Annotated in this window: 14 protein-coding genes; 7 read left to right on the top strand and 7 right to left on the bottom strand. The window is 75.2% G+C overall.

The window, feature by feature from the left end; all coding sequences use genetic code 11:
• Window positions 1-26: 26 nt before the first annotated feature.
• The 3 genes from O7622_RS28375 to O7622_RS28365 all read left to right on the top strand — a co-directional run bounded on the left by O7622_RS28375 (window position 27) and on the right by O7622_RS28365 (window position 6,213).
• Complete coding sequence (locus O7622_RS28375) at window positions 27-3,491, top strand: hypothetical protein (RefSeq protein WP_282311139.1); 3,465 nt, start codon at window positions 27-29, stop codon at window positions 3,489-3,491.
• A gap of 320 nt (window positions 3,492-3,811) precedes the next feature.
• Window positions 3,812-4,864 carry an acyl-CoA desaturase gene (locus O7622_RS28370; protein WP_282311138.1) on the top strand — a complete coding sequence of 351 codons (1,053 nt, stop codon included), beginning with the start codon at window positions 3,812-3,814 and terminating at the stop codon, window positions 4,862-4,864.
• Window positions 4,865-5,064: 200 nt separating this feature from the next.
• The gene (locus O7622_RS28365; protein WP_282311136.1) at window positions 5,065-6,213 is read left to right on the top strand and encodes an FHA domain-containing protein; all 1,149 of its coding nucleotides are present in this window, start codon (window positions 5,065-5,067) and stop codon (window positions 6,211-6,213) included.
• A gap of 59 nt (window positions 6,214-6,272) precedes the next feature.
• Here O7622_RS28365 and rocD read toward each other — a convergent pair whose 3' ends face one another.
• The 3 genes from rocD to O7622_RS28350 all read right to left on the bottom strand — a co-directional run bounded on the left by rocD (window position 6,273) and on the right by O7622_RS28350 (window position 9,464).
• Entirely contained in the window at window positions 6,273-7,487 is a 1,215-nt protein-coding gene (gene rocD, locus O7622_RS28360) for an ornithine--oxo-acid transaminase (protein ID WP_282314255.1), read from the bottom strand.
• Window positions 7,487-8,302, bottom strand: a complete 816-nt coding sequence (ddaH, locus tag O7622_RS28355) for a dimethylargininase (protein ID WP_282314254.1) — start codon at window positions 8,300-8,302, stop codon at window positions 7,487-7,489. Before ddaH ends, rocD begins: the two co-directional genes overlap by 1 nt.
• A gap of 286 nt (window positions 8,303-8,588) precedes the next feature.
• A complete protein-coding gene (locus O7622_RS28350; RefSeq protein ID WP_282311134.1) occupies window positions 8,589-9,464 on the bottom strand; it encodes a thrombospondin in 876 nt (291 codons plus the stop codon).
• A 359-nt stretch (window positions 9,465-9,823) separates the two neighbouring features.
• Between O7622_RS28350 and O7622_RS28345 the strand changes: the two genes are divergently transcribed.
• Window positions 9,824-10,633, top strand: coding sequence for a DNA-formamidopyrimidine glycosylase family protein (locus O7622_RS28345; RefSeq protein WP_282311133.1), 810 nt, complete (start codon window positions 9,824-9,826; stop codon window positions 10,631-10,633).
• Between the two features lies 1 nt (window position 10,634).
• On the opposite strand, the gene O7622_RS28340 is transcribed toward O7622_RS28345, so the two are convergent.
• From O7622_RS28340 to O7622_RS28325, 4 genes are all read right to left on the bottom strand, one after another.
• Complete coding sequence (locus O7622_RS28340) at window positions 10,635-11,507, bottom strand: aminoglycoside phosphotransferase family protein (RefSeq protein ID WP_282311132.1); 873 nt, start codon at window positions 11,505-11,507, stop codon at window positions 10,635-10,637.
• Between the two features lie 62 nt (window positions 11,508-11,569).
• Window positions 11,570-12,991 (bottom strand): WGR domain-containing protein, encoded by a 1,422-nt coding sequence (locus O7622_RS28335; RefSeq protein WP_282311131.1) that lies wholly within the window; start codon window positions 12,989-12,991, stop codon window positions 11,570-11,572.
• Between the two features lie 131 nt (window positions 12,992-13,122).
• Window positions 13,123-14,496 (bottom strand): FAD-dependent oxidoreductase, encoded by a 1,374-nt coding sequence (locus tag O7622_RS28330; protein WP_282311130.1) that lies wholly within the window; start codon window positions 14,494-14,496, stop codon window positions 13,123-13,125.
• A 41-nt stretch (window positions 14,497-14,537) separates the two neighbouring features.
• Complete coding sequence (locus O7622_RS28325; RefSeq protein WP_282311129.1) at window positions 14,538-15,686, bottom strand: glutamate--cysteine ligase; 1,149 nt, start codon at window positions 15,684-15,686, stop codon at window positions 14,538-14,540.
• Window positions 15,687-15,883: 197 nt separating this feature from the next.
• Here O7622_RS28325 and O7622_RS28320 point away from each other — a divergent pair, with 197 nt between their 5' ends.
• From O7622_RS28320 to O7622_RS28310, 3 genes are all read left to right on the top strand, one after another.
• The gene (locus tag O7622_RS28320; RefSeq protein ID WP_013288308.1) at window positions 15,884-16,159 is read left to right on the top strand and encodes a DUF6412 domain-containing protein; all 276 of its coding nucleotides are present in this window, start codon (window positions 15,884-15,886) and stop codon (window positions 16,157-16,159) included.
• Between the two features lie 137 nt (window positions 16,160-16,296).
• Window positions 16,297-17,040: a membrane protein insertase YidC gene (gene yidC, locus O7622_RS28315; protein WP_282311128.1), complete on the top strand. Its 744-nt coding sequence runs from the start codon at window positions 16,297-16,299 to the stop codon at window positions 17,038-17,040.
• Window positions 17,041-17,117: 77 nt separating this feature from the next.
• Window positions 17,118-18,542 carry a carbohydrate-binding protein gene (locus tag O7622_RS28310; RefSeq protein ID WP_282311127.1) on the top strand — a complete coding sequence of 475 codons (1,425 nt, stop codon included), beginning with the start codon at window positions 17,118-17,120 and terminating at the stop codon, window positions 18,540-18,542.
• The last annotated feature ends 8 nt before the right edge of the window (window positions 18,543-18,550 follow it).

Genomic DNA, 18,550 nt, shown 5'->3' with positions numbered 1-18,550 from the left:
GCTCCGCCGCTGACGAAGCTGGCGGGGTGGAGAACACCGGCTACCCCTGCCCCGGTTGCGGCGCCCCGGCCGACCTCGTCGCCGGATGCCGCGCCTGCGGCCGTCCGCCCTACCCGCCCGCCGCCGAGGTGGTCCGGCTGGACCGGGAGATCACCGAGCTGGTGCCGCGCGTCGAGGCGGCCCGGCTCGCGTACCAGGATCTGTCCGGCCGGCTGGTCACGGCCCGGCAGCGGCGGGCGGCGCTGGCGGCCCGGATCCGCCAGGAGATCCCCGCGCCGCGCGCCGCCGGTCCCGCGCCGCTCCCGGCGCCGATGCCGCCGCGTCCGGTTCCGGTTCCACCCACCCCCGCGGTACGCCCCGGCGTCGCGGAGACCTCCACCCGCGCGGTCCAGGGCCTGCTGTTCGTCCTCGGCGGACTGCTGCTCGGCACCGCCGCTGTGGTGTTCACCGCCGTCGCGTGGGCCACGTTCGGGGTAGCCGGCCGGGCGCTGATCCTGCTCGCCGTGACCGCTCTGGCCCTGGTCGCGCCGCTCGTCGCCCGGGCTCGCGGCCTGCGCGGCACCGCCGAGACGCTCGCCTCGGTGGCGCTGCTCCTCGTGGTCCTGGACGGGTACGCCGTCTGGTCGGTGGACCTGTTCGGGGTGACCGGCCTGCCCGGCAGCCGGTACGCGGCGCTGGTGACGGCGATCGGCGCCGCGGTGGCGGCCGGGTACGGCCTGGTCAGCCGCCTCACCGCACCCTGGTTCGCGGCGTGGTTGCTCGCGCAGCCGGTGCTGCCGCTGGCCGCGGCCGCGTTCCGGCCCACTGCCGCCGGCTGGGCGCTGGTGCTGACCGCCGTGGCGCTCGGTGACCTCGTGGTGGTGGTCGCGTTGCGCCGCCGTACCTCCGGCACGGGCGCGGCGCTGGTGGCCGGGCGGGTGCTGGGCTGGACCGGGCACGGCTCGGCGCTGGTCCTGGCGGCCGGCTGCGCGCTGGTGCCGCTGGCGGTCGGTCGCGCGGCGGGCACGCCGCTGCTGGCCGGCGGCCCGTTGCTGGTGGTGGCACTGACCCTGGTCGCCGGTGCGCTCGCCGCCGGTGGCCGACTCTGGCGCGCGACCACCGCCGGGCTGCTGGTGCCGGTGCTCGCGGTCGCGCTGGTCCGGCCGGTCGGCGAGCTGCGTCCCGGTCTGCTGCTGCTCGCCGCCGGCCTGGTGGTGGCGGCGCTCGCCGGTGCGGTCCGGGCGCTGCCGGCGCCGGTCCGGACCGGCCCGCTCGTGGGCGCGCTCGCCGTGGCCGCCGCGCTGGGCCAGGTCGCGGTCGTGCTCACCGGCCTGGTCGGCGCGGCCAGCGCGAGCGTCGGCTTCCCGGCCTGGCAGGGCGGTCGGGACGTGCCGGCTCCGTCCTGGGGCTGGCAGCTTCCGGTGGCCCTGCTGCTGACCGCCGGGGCGGTCGTGCTGCTGACGCCCCGGGCCGTCCGTCCGCTCGCGGGCGTGGCGGCGGCCGGGCTGGTCGCCCTCGCGGTACCGGCGGTGACGGCGACGCCGTGGCCGCTGGTGCTGGTCGTGGACCTCGCGACGGCCGCCGCGCTGCTGCTGGCGGCGGTGGCCCGGCCGCGCGGGGGACGGGTCGTCGTCCCGGTCACCGCGTCGGCCGGGGCGGTGCTGCTCGGGCACGCGCTGCTGGTCGGCTGCGCCGCCCCGGGCGGTGCCGTCGCCGTGCTCGCCGTCACGGCGGTGCTCGGCGCGGCGCTCGCCGCGCTGGGCCGGCGTGGACAGGGCGCACAGCCGGTCGTCGGTGGCGTCGCGCTGGCCGTGTCGCTGCTCGCCGTACCGGCGGGCGTGGCGGTCGCGCTGCTCGGCCTCGGCGCACCGGCCTGGTGGCAGCTGCGTGGCGCGACCGCCGCCGTCGTGGTGCCGGTCGTCGCCGTCCTCGCCGTCCGTCGCCTGTGGACCGACCTGAGCGGGTACGCCTCGACGGGGCTCGCCGTCGCGCTCGCCGGGGTCGGCCTCGGGCCGCTCGTCGCGCCGGGCGGGGAACCGGTGGCGCCGTACGCAGCGGTGGGGGTGCTGCTGGCGCTCGCCGCCGGGGCCGGCTCCCGGCCGGCGGTCGCGCTGCGCGCAGTGGGTGCCGCGCTCGCCGCTCTGGCGTTGCTGGCCGCGTCCCCGGCGGTACTGACAGTGCTCGTCGACCTGCCGGTGCAACCCTGGTCCGGGGTGCCCGCCACGGCGGCGGCCTCCGCCGGGACCGCCCGCGCCGGGCTGGTGCTGCTGTTCCTGGGCGCCGCCGCCGGAGCGTACGCCGCTATCGATAGCCGCATCGCGTGGTGGCTCGCCGCGCTGCCGTTCGGCGCGGTCGCGCTGCCCGTGCTGGCGGCTGCGGCCGGTGCCCCCTGGCCGGTGGTGCCGGCGGTCGCGTTCGGTGTCGGGCTGGCCGCGCTGCTGGTCGCCGCGCTCACCGGTGCGCGCCCGGTGGTGCTCGTGCCGCTGGGGGCGGTGCTGGCCGTACCCGGGTTCGGTGGCCTGCTCGCCACCCGGGCCGGGACGCTCGCCGCACTCGGGGCTCTGGTGGTGGCCGGTGCCGTGACCGGGGCGGCCGGGCGGCCGGCGCTGGTCCGGATCACGGGGTGGCTGGGTGCCGTCGCGGCGGCCACCGGGTTCGCGGTCACCGCGTCGCTCGCGGCCGGGCTGCCGCTGCGTACCGCGGCGTTCGCCGCCCTGGCCGTCGCGGCGGTGACGCTGCACGCGGCGCCGCTGCTGCGCGTCGGCCGGTCCGGCGGGCCGGAGGCGGCAGCGGCCGGGCCGGGCCGCCCGACCGGCATCCCGGGCGGCGTCGAGCGGGCCGGTGTGTGGGCGCTGGAGGCGGCGGCGCAGGCCGTGGCGCTGCTCGCGCTGCTGCTCGCGCTGCTGCTCACCGGCGGCTCGCTGCGGTACGCGGCGGCGGTCTGCGTGCTGTGGGGCGCGGCCGTCGCGGTCCGGGTGCCGCGCCGGGGCGAGTCGCCGGCCGGCCGTGGCGTGCTGGCGGCGGTGGCCGCGGGCAGCGAGCTGGTCGGCGGCTGGCTGCTGCTCGCCGCGGGCGGAGTGGTCGTGCTGGAGGCGTACACGCTGCCGGCGGCGGTGCTCGCCCTGGGCGCCGGGCTGCTGGCGTTGCGGCGCCGGCCCGGCCTGACCAGCTGGCTGGCGCTCGGCCCGGGACTCGCCGCGGCGTTCCTGCCGAGCCTCGTGTCGGTGCTGGTCTCCGGTGAGCCGCAGCCGTGGCGGCGGCTGGCGCTCGGCGCGGCGGCGCTCGCCGTCGTGCTGGGCGGGGCGGCCCGGCGCTGGCAGGCGCCTGTGGTGCTGGGCGCGGCCACGCTGGCGCCGCTGGCGCTGCACGAGCTGGCCCGGGGCTGGGACCTGCTGCCCCGCTGGATCTTCCTGGGCCTCGGTGGGCTGTTGCTGATCGGGCTGGCGGCCACCTACGAGCGGCGCCGGCGCGACCTGGTCCGGCTGCGCGACGCCGTCGCCCGGCTCGGCTGACTGCCGACCCGCGCCGTCCACAACCGCGACTACGCCCGCGAGGTGGCTCTACCGAACCTGGCTCGCCGAAGGCCGGCTCGACGCACGTGGGTCACGCCGAGTACGGAACCGACCTGGTCGGGGGCGAAGCCGCCGCCCTCGTCGGCACGAGCGCCCGCTGCGGTCTGACGAAGATCGTTTGCGCTGCTCCGGCCCGGAGGGGTAGGGACAGCACCACCTCCGAGCCGGGGGTCTGCGGGATTACCCACGGCGACGATCATCGCCAGAATCGGTGACGGAGAGTCGCGTACGAGAGCGTGGCTCGCGGCATCGGGGGCGACATGACTACTTCCACGTCGACGGAACCCGCGGCACGGCGGGGCAGCGACTACGCGCGGCTGTCCCGCCGGATCGCCGAGGCGGGGCTGTTCGAGCGGCGGCCCGGCCGGTACGCGCTACGGATCGCGCTCACGCTCGGCGCGTTCCTCGCGGGCTGGGTCGCGGTGGCGCTCGTCGGTGACTCGTGGTGGCAGGTGCCGCTGGCGGTGGTGATGGCGGTGGCGACCACGCAGGTGGCGTTCCTAGGCCACGACGCCGGGCACCGGCAGATGTTCCGCCGGCGCGGGCCGAGCGAGGCGGCCGGACTGGTCGCCGGCAACCTCGCGGTCGGGCTCAGCTACGGCTGGTGGGTGGACAAGCACAACCGGCACCACGCCAACCCGAACCACACCGACGAGGACCCGGACGTCGGCGCGGGCGCGCTGGTCTGGACGTACGAGCAGGCGACGGCGACGCGCGGCCTGAGCCGGTGGACGGCCCGCCACCAGGCGTGGCTGTTCTTCCCACTGCTGCTGCTGGAAGGGCTGGCGCTGCACGTGGCGAGCGTGCAGGCGCTCATCGGCCGGGAACCGGACGGCCGGTGGCGGGTGCCGATGCGGCACCGGGCCGTGGAGGCGCTGCTGCTCGCCGCGCACGCCGCCGGCTACCTCGGGCTGCTGTTCGCGGTCATGTCGCCGGGTAGGGCGCTGCTGTTCGTCGCCGTGCACCAGGGGCTGTGGGGCCTCTACATGGGCTGCTCGTTCGCCCCGAACCACAAGGGCATGCCGATGCCCACCGCCGACGACGAGCTGGACTACCTGCGCAAGCAGGTGCTGACCTCGCGCAACGTACGCGGGGGCCGGTTCGTCGACCTGGCGCTGGGCGGGCTCAACTACCAGATCGAGCACCACCTGTTCCCGAACATGCCGCGTGCCAACCTGCGCCGGGCCCGGCCGCTGGTGATGGCGTACTGCGCCGAGCAGGGCGTCCCGTACGCGGAGACCGGGCTGTTCGAGTCGTACCGGCAGGCTCTGGCGCACCTGCACGACGTGGGCCGGCCGCTGCGCGCGGCCTGAGCGCGGCGGGCCGGGCGGGGGAGAGTGGGGCTCCCCGCCCGGTGGTGTGCGCCCCTTTCGGGAGTGCGCCGTGACGCCGCCGACGAGGGTGGCCGGTAGGGTCGTCGCATGGTGGAGGACGCGCCGCGGAGGTGGCGCGCGGCGCGGCGGGCCGACCGGCCCCGGCCGCGTCACGGGACGACATCGTGCGGAGCTGCGGCATGAGATTCGAGATCAGCAAGGTGCTCGACGCCATCGAGGGTCGGGTCTGCACCGATCCGTCGCTGGCCCGGGCCGTGGTCGACCTGGCCGAGGTGATCCGCTGGCAGAACCTGGACGGCGGCCGACCGGCCAGCCTGCTGCGGCTCGGCATGGTCATCGACGCACTGTCCCGGCAGATCGGCGAGGACAGCGTCCCGGTCTACGCGATCGTGCACCGGGCGCTGCTGTCCGACGCCGACCTGACCTCCAACGAGCGGATGGTGGTGCGCCGGTGGGCCGACGACGGCCTGGTGGAGGTGCTCGACCAGCCCGGTGACCGGATGCTGGAGGTGGCCGACCTGCTCGGCCTGCCGGTGCTCACCCGGGCGCGGCTGGACGGGCTCGTCGGGCGGTACCCGTGGGTCGGGCAGGCGGGCCGGGTGCTCGCCCCGGTGCCGGGCGCCGGCGGGCCGGTCTTCATCGCGCACGTCGGCGGCGGCCAGGACCCGGCCACCGGGAGCCGCTCACCCGCGGGCGTCAAGGTGCTCTCCCGGAAGTGGCGCTGTCCCGAGCCGGGCTGCGCGCTGTTCGGCGGCGGTGGGGGCGGTGGAGCCTTCGCCGACCTGGCCGCCGTGGACCGGGTACCGGCCGAGCAGCCGCCGCCCACGCTGCGTACCGGCGCGCCGACCTGCCCCCGGCACGGCGCACGGCTCTCCGATGCCGGCCCGCGCCCGCGTACCGCTGTGCTCGCCGTGCGTATCGGCGGTCTGGTCCGCAAGCGGTTCGTGCTCACCGAGATCGAGCCGGTGGCGATCGGCCGGGCGCCCGACGGCCCGGGCGGGGTGACGCTCGGCCAGTGGCTCAACGACGAGGCCCGGCGCTGGATCAGCCGCAGCCACATCCGGCTGGAGCTGCGGGCGGGCGAGGTGGTGGTCACCGACACCAGCACCAACGGCTCCGGCGTACGCCCCGGCGGCTCGATGGCCGAGCACGAGCGGATCGCGCTGGCGCCGCAGCAGTCCCGGGTGCTAGCCGAGGGCGACCTGATCGAGCTGTACCCGGGCGTGCAGGTCGGCCGCGCCGACGACATGACCAGCGACGCGAAGTACACCCCGAACTCGGTGATGGCCGAGGCGCCGACCATGGCGATGCGGCTGCCGCGTCCCTGACGGGCACGTGCGAAGGCGCCGGGACCGTCGTGGTCCCGGCGCCTTCTCGCGTACGGGCCTCAGCCGGCCAGGACGGCGGCGAGCTGCGCCACCGCGTGGTCGATCTCCTCCTCGGTGATCACCAGCGGCGGGGCGAGCCGGATGGTCGAGCCGTGCGTGTCCTTGGCCAGCACACCCCGCTCCATCAGCCGCTCGCACGCCTGCCGGCCGGTCATCAGCTCCGGGTCGATGTCCAGCCCGGCCCACAGCCCGCGCCCGCGTACCGCCACCAGGCCCTTGCCGACCAGGCCGCGCAGCCCGGCGTGCAGCCGCTCGCCCAGCTCGGCCGAGCGGCGCTGGAACTCGCCGGTGGCGAGCAGCCGGACCACCTCGGTCGCGACCGCGCAGGCCAGCGGGTTGCCACCGAACGTCGAGCCGTGCTGGCCCGGCTGGAGCACACCCAGCACGTCGCGGTTCGCCGCCACCGCCGACACCGGCACGATGCCGCCGCCGAGCGCCTTGCCCAGCAGGTACATGTCCGGCTCGACGCCCTCGTGCTCGCAGGCGAACGTCGCGCCGGTACGCCCCAGACCCGACTGGATCTCGTCGGCGACGAACAGCACGTTGCGCTCGGTGCAGACCCGGCGCACGCCCGGCAGGTAGCCCTCCGGCGGCACCACGACGCCCTGCTCACCCTGGATCGGCTCCAGCAGCACGGCCACCGTGTTCTCGTCGATCGCCTCGGTCAGCGCGTCCAGGTCGCCGTAGGGGACCACTGTGAAACCCGGGGTGTACGGCCCGAAGTCGGCGCGCGCGTCCTCGTCGGTGGAGAAGCTGACGATCGTGGTCGTACGGCCGTGGAAGTTGCCCTCCGCCACCACGATGTTGGCCTGGCCCGGCGTGACGCCCTTGACCTGGTAGCCCCACTTGCGGGCCACCTTGATGCCGGTCTCGACCGCCTCGGCGCCGGTGTTCATCGGCAGCACCAGGTCCTTGCCGCACAGCGCGGCCAGCTCCCGGCAGAAGTCGGCGAACTGGTCGTGGATGAACGCGCGGCTGGTCAGCGTGAGCCGGTCGAGCTGCGCGTGCGCGGCCTCGATCAGCTTCGGGTGCCGGTGGCCGAAGTTCAGCGCCGAGTATCCCGCCAGGCAGTCCAGGTAGCGGCGGCCGTCCACGTCGGTCAGCCAGACGCCCTCGGCCGACGAGATCACCACGGGCAGCGGGTGGTAGTTGTGCGCCGTGTGACGCTCCGCGTCCCGGACCGCGGACGGAGTCCGCAGCATGTCGTCGATGATCACTTGCTCGCCTTTCCCTGACGGAGTCGCAACGTGCAGCACTTCGGTCCGCCGCCGGCCTTGCGCAGCTCCGACAGGTCGATCCCGATGGTCTCGTAGCCCCGGTCGCGCAGCTTCGCGGCCAGGTCGGTGGCCTGCGCGGGCAGCACCACGTGCCGGCCGTCGCTGACCGCGTTCAGGCCCAGCACCTCGGCGTCGGCCATGGTGGCGTGGACCGCGTCCGGGAACAACCGGCGCAGCACCGCCCGGCTGCCGGGGGAGAACGCCTCCGGCAGGTACGCCACCGTGCGCTCGTCCAGCACCGTCAGCGCGGTGTCCAGGTGGTAGAAGCGGGGGTCCACCAGCTGCATGGTCACCACCGGGTAGCCGAACACCTCCTGGAGCTGCGCGTGGGAGGCGTGCGCGGTGCGGAACCCGGTGCCGGCGAGCAGGTGGTCACCGGCCAGCAGGACGTCGCCCTCGCCCTCGTTGACGTGCTTCGGGTCGTACATCTCGAAGCCGGCGCCCTCGAACCAGGCCCGGTACGCGGGCGCCTCGTCGGCGCGCTGCGGGTCGCGGAACTGCACCGCCATGGCCTTGCCGTCGATCACGGTGCCGCCGTTCGCGGCGAAGACCATGTCCGGCAGGCCGGCGACCGGCTCGATCAGGTCGACCTCGTGGCCCAGGTCGAGGTACGTGCGCCGAAGCTGCTCCCACTGCCGGATCGCCAGGTCGGCGTCGACCGGGGCGGTGGGGTCCATCCACGGGTTGATCGCGTAGTCGACGGCGAAGTACGTCGGCCGGCACATCAGAAAGCGCTGGCGGATGGCGTCCATCGTCATGTCGTGCTCCCAGGGTCGGGCGCGCCCGGCCACCGTCGGCCCACGGGCTGGCGCCGTGGTCCAACGTTATGCGGCCCGGGTAGACGACATCCACCGTGAGAAGTTGCGTTGAGCAGCGAATTGTTGCGTTGAATCGGTCAGCACCGGTTGATCGTTGCGCCGACCCCGGACGCACTTCGGGGGCGGCGAACCGCCGCCCCCGAAAGAGGTGTTGCCCGGCCGGTGAACCACCAGAACTGATCGGGCTGACCGGCCCTGCCGGCGATCGGGACAGTGCCCGTCAGAACCAGTTGCCAAACTGTGAGTCGAGCCACTCGCGGAAGCGGCCCACCCAGTCGCCGTCGGTGGTCGGCCAGTCGAACTGGCCGGTCATCGCCACGATGCCGAGCACCACGGCGGCCAGGCCGACAGCGACGCCGATCAGCGCGTCGGTCTTGCCCGCCACGTGCCGGCGACGGGTGGCGACCAGGCCCAGCACCGCCAGCACGGCACCGGCCGCGCCGACGCCGATGCCGTACCCGGCGAGCGTGCCGGAGAGCACGAACAGCGCCCCGACCACCGAGACGATCAGGCCGAGCGTGGCGAGCAGGCTGGCCCGGGGACGCTTCGTGGTGTACGGCTCCGGCCGGTCCACCCGGCCGTCGCGGTCGGAATCCGTACCGTCGGGCCGGTCGTCCGGGTCGAGGTCGGTGCGGTCCGGACGGCCGTCGCGGTCCAGGTCCACGGTGCGCTCGGCGGCGGGCGCCGCGCCGGCGGTCCGGGCGTCGGTCACCGGAGCTGTCCGCGTGTCGGCGTCGACCCGGCGGCCGGTGACCGCGCGTGCCGCGGCGCCCCGGTCCGCCGCCCGTCGCCGGGCCTCCGCGTCCCGCTCGTCGTCGCCCGCCGCGATCCGGGCGTCGGTGGCCGTCGTCGCCGTCCGGCCGTCGGTGGCCGTCGCGCCGAGGTCGTGCGCGTCCCGGCCGGTCGCCGCGTCCCGGGCGCGCTCGTCGTCGGTCGCGGTGGCGGCGCTGCGGTACGTGGTCCGCTCCTCGTCTCGGTCGGTGACCACGGGCGGGCCGGCCGGCTGCTCGGCGGTCCGGTCGCGCTCGTCGACCACGCCGTCGCCGTTGGTATCGGTACTGGTCGCCGGAGAGTTCCGGCGGGACAGGATCTTCACGATGGCACCTCCTGATCCAGGCGCGGAGGCCGCGCATGACATGCGGGGAGTACCCAGGTGTGCCGAAATCGACACCAGCGGCCCGCTCCGCACGCTCCGGCGACCGGCACCGGAGCGTGCGGAGATCGCCGCCGGTCCACCCCCACTGCTTGACCTCGGCGTTGTTCGCCGGCGGCGGGCGTCGCGCTCGTCGCCACGAGCAGGCCGGACGTCAGCCGGCCCGCGACCGGCTCGGTGCCGTCGTTGCGTACCGTCACAGTGGCGACGAAGCCACCGCCCCACCTGCTGTCGATCGTGGCCGTCGCGGAGCGGGACCCGAAGTCGCCGACCGGGCGATCCGCTGACTACGCTTGGCGGTCGTGCCAGAGGGACACACCATCCACCGCCTCGCCGCCCGGCACGCCGAGCTGTTCGCGGGCGACAAGGTGCACGCCGACAGCCCGCAGGGGCGCTTCGCCGAGGGCGCGGCCCGCCTGAGCGGCACCGTCCTGGACGGCACCGAGGCGTACGGCAAGCACCTGCTGCACCACTACGCGGGCGAGCTGACGCTGCACGTCCACCTCGGCCTGTACGGGAAGTTCGCCGACGGGCCCGGGGAGCCCCCGGCACCGGTCGGGCAGGTGCGGCTGCGTCTGCACAGCGACCGGCACTGGCTGGAGCTGCGCGGCCCGACCGCCTGCGAGCTGCTGACCCCGCCCGAGGTGGCGGCGCTTCGCGACCGGCTCGGGCCCGATCCGCTGCGTGCCGACGCCGACCCGGACCGGGCGTACGCGCGGATCCGCCGCAGCCCCACCCCGCTGGCCGCGCTGCTGCTCGACCAGTCGGTGGTGGCCGGCACCGGCCTGATCTTCGTGACCGAGGCGCTGTTCCGGGCCGGTCTGCCGCCGCTGCTGCCGGGACGGGAACTGACGCCGGCCGGCTGGGCCGAACTCTGGGCGGACCTGGTGGCGCTGATGACCCTTGCGGTCGAGCGGGGCCGGATCGACACAGTGCGCGACGCCGACCTGCCGGAGGTGACCGGCCGTGCGCCCCGGGTGGACCGGCACGGCGGCGAGGTGTACGTCTACCGGCGCCCCGGCGCGCCCTGCCACGTCTGCGGCACCCCGGTCAGCCGGGGCGCGCTCGCGGGGCGCAACCTCTACTGGTGCCCCACCTGCCAGGCGGGCTGAGTCACATCTCGTCGAGCAGCCAGCGGGCCGCCTCGACGTTGCCGGGGAAGACCTGGTCGCCGCCGATGCTCCAGGCCACCGTCTGACCGATCGCCCAGCCGCGTACCCGCTCCCGGTCCAGGCCCAGCTCGGCGCTGAGCCGGTCGAGCCGGTGCCGGACCGCCGCCGGGGAGTGACCCAGCTCCGCGCCGCGCACGAGCGGCACCACCGCGAACTCCCGCTCGCCGACCAGCGGCTTCGGATCGATCACCAGCCACGGTTCGCGCCCGGCGGCCAGGATGTTGCCGGCGTGCAGGTCCTGGTTGACGAGCACCTGCTCGCCCTGGCTCGGCGCCAGCTCGGCGAGCAGCCCGAGCGCGGTGTCGAGCAGGCGCCGCTCGTACGGGCGGCCGGCCCGTCGCCAGTTGCCCGGCATCCGCTCCGCCCAGCCGGCCGCCTCCTCGGCCAGCGGCGTGTACGGTTCACCGGCCGGCACCGCGAGCCCTGGTAGCAGGCCGACCGCGACGTCGAGCGCCACGCCGGCCGCCAGCGAGTGCAGCGGTGTGCCGGGGTCGCACCGCTCGACCAGTAGCGCGCGCCGATCGGCGTCGTGCCCGAGCAGCCGGATCGCGCCGCGCCCGTCCCAGTGCGCCAGCGCCGTTGCCTCGTGGACGCTGTCGTCGTCCGGGTACTGAAGCTTCAGCACCGCCCGGGTGCCGTCGGGGAGTGTCGCGGGCAGCGCCAGCGAGGCGAACGCGTACGCGAACGGCGGGCCGACCGTCAACTCCCACCGCGCGGCGCAGTGGGCCAGCCGGCCGGGCAGCTCCGCGAGCCACGCCCGGCCGGCCCCGGTCCGCTCGACCCAGCGCAGCCCGTCAGGAATGTCGCACCCCATCGGAGCATCCTGACCGGTACGGCGACGATCCGCTGTCCCGGGCCGGTCTCGCCGGTCTGCCGTCAGCGCAGCCGGCGGATGTCCCCGTACGCCCGGTAGAAGCCGCCCCGGCCGGACTCGCGGACCTCGGTGACCAGGTAACGCGCGCCCGGCTCGCGGATGCCCTTGGGGAACTGCACCGACCAGTCCCGCCGGTAGCCGTCGGCGAGGACGTGGACGCGCAACCGGCCGCCCTGCTCGACGCACTGCACCAGCACGCCGTCGCGGTCGTCGGTGGTCACCTCGACCGAGGTCCAGGCGGCCGTCTCGGGCATCCGGGCCGGGGCCTTGACGTCGACCACGTCGGGCACGCTGCCCGCCTCGGCCGCCCGGATCGCCGCCTCGCTCGCGTCGACGCAGGCCAGGTAGCCGCTCGTGGTGACCACGTAGAGCCGGTTGTCGTGGTACTGCATCGAGTACGCCGACCCGCAGCCGGTGCCGAGCTTCCACAGCCGGTTGCCGGCCTGGTCGAAGCAGTAGATCGAGGAGGCGCTGTCACCGGCGAACACGTACCGGCCGCCCTCGGCGGTGGCGCAGGAGAAGACCGCGGCGTCGCAGCGGTAGACCTGCTCGGCCCGGCCGTCCTTGCGCAGGCGCACCACCTCGCGGGTGCCGGTGCCGGCGAAGACGGCGTCCCGCTCCTGCCAGCCGAACAGGACCGCGCCGGTGCCGGTGTGCCACAGCTCGCGCCCGGTGCGCCAGTCGTAGCCGGTGACCCCCTGCGAGTGGCCGTGGTAGAGCGCGTCGGCGTCGCAGCGCACCATCCACGCCGACCGGCCCCGGCCCGGCCGGCGCCAGAGGAACTCGTCCTCGTGGTCGATCGCCGAGATGCCGCCGTCGCGGTCGGACACGCCCAGCACGCCGTCGTGGATGTCGAGCCAGTAGATGTCGATCTCGGGCGCGATGGCGTACGCCGCGCGGGGCACCTTGCCGGACAGGTCGTAGACGTTGCCGTCGTCGCAGCCGGCGTAGACCCAGGCGTCGTCGGCGACGATGCACTTCACCCCGTCGGGGAGCCGGACCTGGTTGACCAGCCGGGCGTCGTGGTCGAGCGTGGTGATCACGCCGTGCTCGTTGCCGACCATGCAGTGCCTGTCGTCGACGAAGATGCCGAAGGCGGGCGCGCCCGAGGCGTACCGCCAGAGGACCGGGGCGGTGCGGGCGGTCGAGCGGGTGCTGACGATCTGCCGGCGCGACACCGTCCGCTTCTGGCGTACGCCGGGCACCGCCGGGGCGTACCCCTTGCGGACCTTCTCGCCGATCTTCTTCGCGGCGGCGGCGCGGGCGCGGGCGTTGTCCGGGTAGGTGCTGGTCTTCACCTGGCCCTGGTCGCCGATCCGCCCGTAGCGCACGGTCATCGCGGTGTCGTCGACCACCACCTCGTAGAACTTGTGCGCTCCGCCGTCCACTTCGGACAGTTCGAGGTAGGTCGTCTCCTGGGACATGGGGGTTTACCTCCGAGGGGAAGTGCCGGACCGGCAACGCGCACACGCTAACCCCCGGCACCGACAAACCCGGGTGTCGGTGTTAAGAAGGGGCCCTTCCTCTACCGGAGGCGTTAACAGGGGGCCCTTCCTTACACGGCGGCCAGCGCGTCGACGGCCTTGCGGGCGGCGATCAGCACCGGATCCCACACCGGGGCGTACGGCGGTGCGTAGCCCAGGTCGAGCGCTGTCATCTCGTCCACTGTCATGCCGTTCCACAGCGCCACGGCGAGCGCGTCGATCCGTTTGGCCGCCTCGGACCAGCCGACGATCTGGGCCCCGAGCAACCGCCCGCTGGGCCGCTCGGCGATCAGCTTGACGGTCATCGCCCGTGCTCCCGGGTAGTAGCCGGCCCGGTTCGTCGACTGGGCCAGCACTGTGACGAACTCGAAGCCGGCCTCCCGCGCGTCCCGCTCCCGCAGCCCGGTGCGGCCCACCTCCAGCTCGCAGACCTTGGTGACGGCGGTGCCGATGACGCCGGGGAAGGTGGCGTACCCGCCGCCGATGTTGATGCCCGCGACCCGGCCCTGCTTGTTGGCGTGCGTGCCGAGCGGGATGTGCACCGGCATGCCGCTGACCCGGTGCAGCGACTCCACGCAGTCGCCCGCCGCCCAGACGCCGGGTACGCCCGGCACCCGCATCCGGCGGTCGGTGCGGACCGCCCCGGAGGGACCGATCGGCAGGCCGGCGGCCTCGGCGAGCGCGGTGTTGGGGCGTACGCCGAGACCCAGCACCACGACGTCGGCCGGGATCGGCCCCTCGTTCGTGACCACGGCGGAGATCCGGCCGTCCCGCTCCTCCAGGCCGGTGACCTGGAGGCCGGTGCGGACACCGATGCCGGTCGCGCGCATCGCGTCGGCGACCAGCTCGCCGATGTCCGGGTCCACCGTCGACATCGGCTGGTCGGCCTGCTCCACCAGATGGACCTTGAGCCCGCGCTGCACGAGCGCCTCGGCCATCTCGACGCCGACGTAGCCGCCACCGACCACCACCGCGTGCCGGGGCCGGGGCTCGCGTTCGAGCCAGCCGATCAGGGCCGCCCCGTCGTCGAGCGTCTGCACGCCGAACACGCCCGACACGTCGTCACGCGCCCACTCCGGCTGCACCGGGGACGCGCCGGTGGCGTACACCAGGGTGTCGAAACCGGCGCGGACCTCGCCGCCGCCGTCCAGGTCGCGCGCGATCACCTCGCGGCGGTCCAGGTCGACGGCGGTGACCTCGTGCCGGGTGCGGACCTCGATGCCGAAGTCGTCGCGGAAGGTCTTCGGGTCGCGGGCGATCAACTCGTCCTGCTCCTCGACCAGGCCGCTGACCCAGTAGGGGATGCCGCAGGCCGAGTAGGACGTGAAGTTTCCCCGCTCGAACGCGACGATCTCCAGGTCGGACCGGTCGCGACGGCGCCGCGCCTGCGACGCCGCGGACATGCCGGCGGCGTCGCCACCGATGACGATCATGCGCTCGGCCACGTCGCCCATCCTGTCACGCCGGGCCACGGCCGCGTGGCCGCTCAGCCACGGGTCTGCCGCGCCACGTCCGCGACCACGTCGACGAGGCTGCCGGTACGCGCGAACACCGCCCGCTGCCGTGCCGCGCCGCTGCCGTGCCGGCGCAGCCCGCCCAGCAGATCGGTCACCCGGTCCAGGTCGCCGTGCCGTTCCAGTTCCGGGCGCAGCCGGCCGACCAGGCGGTCCAGCAGCTCCCAGGCCGGGCGCAGCTCACCGTCGGTGAGGTCGACGCCCTCGCCCTCCAGCCCGTCGTGGGCGGCCCGCCAGTGCGCCGCCACCAGCAGGTGGTGATCGGTGTTGACGGGCGGGCGGCCGGCGGCGATGTCGGTGAGCGCGGTGGCGACGAGCGCGCGGACCAGCGCCGCCACCAGCACCGCGTCGTCCACCGACGGGCAGACGTCGCCGATGCGGATCTCCACCGTGGGGTACTTCGCGGACAGCCGGGCGTACCAGTAGAGCATTCCTTCGTCCAGCATCACGCCGCTGGCGATGAGCTGCCGGATCAGCCGCTCGTAGTGCTCGTGCGACTCCAGGAACGGCGTGGGCGCGACCGACGGCCAGCGTTCCCACTCCACCGAGCGCCAGCTCGCGTACCCGGTGTCCTCGCCCCGGGAGAACGGGGAGTTCGCGGTGACCGCGTGCAGGATCGGCAGCCACGGCCGGACGTGGTTGAGCACCCGCACTCCGGTGTCCGGGTCCGGGATGCCCACGTGCACGTGCATGCCGTTGTTGCCGGGACCGGGCACCAGCAGCCGGAACCGCTCGATCATCCGGTCGAAGCGCGGCTTGTCCACCACCGGCGGCACCGGCCCGTCGACCGGCCCGGTGCCGAGCGCGAGCAGCCGTACGCCCGCCCGCTCGGCCGCGTCGGCCAGCTCGGCACGCAGCATCGACAGCGAGTGCCGGATCGACGACAGGTCCAGCCCGGGCGGGCTGCCGATCTCGATCTGGCTGGTCTGGAACTCGCGTTCCACCTGACCGCGCAGCTGGGCCGGCACCTGTTCCATGACCAGGTCGACGGCGGGTACGGCGGTCCCCGTGTGCGGGTCGGCGAGCAGGAACTCCTCCTCGACGCCGACTGTCAGCAGGTCGGTTCCGCCCGACGCGGCGCTCCGCTCCCGCTCCGCCACTGAGCCACTCATCGTCACCACCGTCTCCTCCGGACCGCTCGCGGCACGGTGCCGCGTGGTCGAGGCACTGTTACCCACCGTGTCCGGGCCGGGAAACGCACCGGGCGGCGTGTCGGCGCCGGTTCGCCCGTTCGGGTTCGCCCGGCTCGGCGGCAGGGCGGCGCTGACGGGCCCTGCCGGGGCGTGACACGGCGGGCTAGGGTTGTCGCGTGGCGGGGATGCTGGCGGTGCTGACGGGGGCATGGGCCTACGCCCTCGCCCTGTTCGCCGACCGGCCGGCCGGGCTGATCGCCGGTGCGGCAGTCGTCGCCGCGCTGCTGCTCGCCACCCTGCTCGCGCTGCGGGTCCGCGCGCTGCCCACGCCGCCCGGCACCCGGTTCGCCGCCGCGCTGCGAGCCCGCGCCCGCCGTCGCGGGGTGCCCCGGCAGGTCGACCCGGACGCACCGGGGCGGCCGCGCCCCCGCGCTCCCGGCCTGCACCCCTCGGCCGCGTAGCCACCTTCCTCCGGCCCGCGTCGGCGGGCCAGAAGCTCCCTCCGCACCGGCTTCGCGGCCGATTCCGTCGTCATCCGTCCCGCCGCGCGGCACGTCGCCGCCCGGGACACCCGGAATCGCCACCGAGGGGTCCACCCATGCTCGCCTTCGCACCGTTGCACTCCGCGGCCTCGGCCGCGGCCACAGTCGTCACCTGGCTCGCCGACGTGCTCGCCCCGCTCACCGGCGGTGCCGCGACGGCCGCCGCCATCGTCCTGTTCACAGCCGCCGTCCGGCTGCTGATCTCGCCGCTGACAGTGGCCCAGGTCCGCGGGGAGCGGCGCCGGGCCGCGCTCGCCCCCGAGGTACGCGATCTCCAGCGTCGGTACGCCGACGATCCGGCCCGGCTGCAGAGCGAGCTGTTCGCGCTCTACCGCAACGCCGGGGCCAGCCCGGTGGCGGGCTGTCTGCCGGCGCTGTTGCAGGCACCGTTCTTCCTGGTCATGTACCGCCTGTTCGCCACCGGCGACGGCGCGCCCGAACTGCTGGGGGAGCGGCTGGCCGGCGTACCGCTGGGGTGGCACCTCGGCGACGGGCTGTCCGGCCCGGTGCCGCCGGTGTTCGGGGTGCTGCTGGCCGCGCTGCTCGCGCTGGCCTGGTGGTCGTCGCGCCGGATGCGGCGGGCGGCGGCCGCCACCGGCACCGTGGGCGGCGCGCCGGCCGAGGGTCCGGGCGCGGCGGTGCTCGGGCGGCTGCTGCCGCTGCTGCCGTACGGCACCGCGCTCGTCGCGCTCGTGGTGCCGCTGGCGGCGGTGCTGTATCTGGTCACCACCACGGCGTGGACGGCGCTGGAGCAGGTGGTGCTGCGGCGGCCGCAGCCGGCAGCCATCGACGAGCGTTGACAAGTGCGGGTGGTGAGGCGTACAAATCGCTCTCAGAGAGCGCTCTCCCGGACCCGTCCCCGCAGAGAGGCACCCCGATGAATCCGATCCCGGCGGCTCCGGCCGCCTCCGCCACCGCGCCCCGACCACGCCGCCGCCTCGCCCTGGCCGCGGGCGTGCTCGCCCTCACCACAGCGCTCGCGGGCGTCTCGATGACCGCCCAGGCGGCGGTGCCCCCGCCGCCGTCCGGCTGGAGCCTGGTGTGGAGCGACGACTTCACCGGCGCGGCCGGCACGCTGCCCTCGTCCGCCAACTGGATCATCGACACCGGCACCGGCTACCCGGGCGGACCGGCGAACTGGGGCACCGGCGAGATCCAGACCTACACGTCGAGCACCGCCAACCTGGCCCAGGACGGCTCGGGCAACCTGCGCATCACGCCACTGCGGGACGGCGCCGGCCGCTGGACCTCGGCCCGGATCGAGACGGTGCGGTCGAACTTCAAGGCGCCGGCCGGCGGTGTGCTGGCCCTGGAGGGCCGGATCCAGATGCCGAACGTGACAGGCGCGGCGGCGGCCGGCTACTGGCCGGCGTTCTGGGCGCTCGGCTCGCCGTACCGGGGCAACTACCAGAACTGGCCGGGCATCGGCGAGTTCGACGTGATGGAGAACGTCAACGGGATCAACTCGGTCTGGGGCGTGCTGCACTGCGGCGTCGCGCCCGGCGGCCCGTGCGGGGAGTTCAACGGCATCGGCGCGTCCCGGGCCTGCCCGGGGAGCACCTGCCAGTCGGCGTTCCACACCTACCGGTTCGAGTGGGACGCCTCGATCAGCCCGCAGCAACTGCGCTGGTACGTCGACGGCCAGCTCTTCCACACCGTCGGGCAGAACCAGATCGGTGAGCCGTACTGGAGTCAGATGACCAACCACGCCGGCTACTTCATGCTGCTCAACGTGGCGATGGGCGGCGGCTTCCCGGACGGTGTGGCCGGCTCCGCGACGCCCACCGCGGCCACGGTGCCCGGCCGGCCGATGCTCGTCGACTACGTGGCCGTCTACACCCGGGGCGGCGGGGGCAACCCGTCGCCGACCGCGACCACGCCGCCGCCCGGCGGGGTGCGGGACGCGTACGCGACGATCCAGGCCGAGTCGTTCAACGCGCAGAACGGCGTGCAGGTGGAGACGTGCGCCGAGGGCGGCCAGGACATCGGCTGGCTCGCGAACGGCGACTGGGCCCGGTACGACAACGTCGACTTCGGCTCGACGCCGCCGCGCGACTTCGTGGCCCGGGTCGCCTCCGGCGCGGCGGCCGGGGTGAGCGGGCTGGTGCAGGTCCGGGTGGACAGCCCGACCGCGCCGCCGATCGGCAGTTTCGCGGTCGGCAACACCGGTGGCTGGCAGACCTGGCGCTCGGTGCCCGGCAACGTCAGCGCGGTGACCGGCCGGCACACCGTCTACCTGACGTTCAGTAGCGGCCAGCCGTCGGACTTCGTCAACGTCAACTGGTTCACCTTCCGCCGCTGAACGCGGCC

Origin of the sequence: Micromonospora sp. WMMD1076 (genome assembly GCF_029581475.1) — a bacterium.
Lineage (GTDB): Bacteria > Actinomycetota > Actinomycetes > Mycobacteriales > Micromonosporaceae > Micromonospora > Micromonospora aurantiaca.
Note: the sequence above shows the minus strand (reverse complement) of the source record. Positions and strands in the feature narration are given on the sequence as shown.

Coding starts and splice junctions, on each gene's coding strand:
- O7622_RS28340 (WP_282311132.1), bottom strand. CDS start 11,507: ATGGGGTGCGACATTCCTGACGGGCTGCGCTGGGTCGAGCGGACCGGG.
- yidC (WP_282311128.1), top strand. CDS start 16,297: ATGCTCGCCTTCGCACCGTTGCACTCCGCGGCCTCGGCCGCGGCCACA.
- ddaH (WP_282314254.1), bottom strand. CDS start 8,302: ATGGACGCCATCCGCCAGCGCTTTCTGATGTGCCGGCCGACGTACTTC.
- O7622_RS28370 (WP_282311138.1), top strand. CDS start 3,812: ATGACTACTTCCACGTCGACGGAACCCGCGGCACGGCGGGGCAGCGAC.
- O7622_RS28365 (WP_282311136.1), top strand. CDS start 5,065: ATGAGATTCGAGATCAGCAAGGTGCTCGACGCCATCGAGGGTCGGGTC.
- O7622_RS28320 (WP_013288308.1), top strand. CDS start 15,884: ATGCTGGCGGTGCTGACGGGGGCATGGGCCTACGCCCTCGCCCTGTTC.
- O7622_RS28310 (WP_282311127.1), top strand. CDS start 17,118: ATGAATCCGATCCCGGCGGCTCCGGCCGCCTCCGCCACCGCGCCCCGA.
- O7622_RS28335 (WP_282311131.1), bottom strand. CDS start 12,991: ATGTCCCAGGAGACGACCTACCTCGAACTGTCCGAAGTGGACGGCGGA.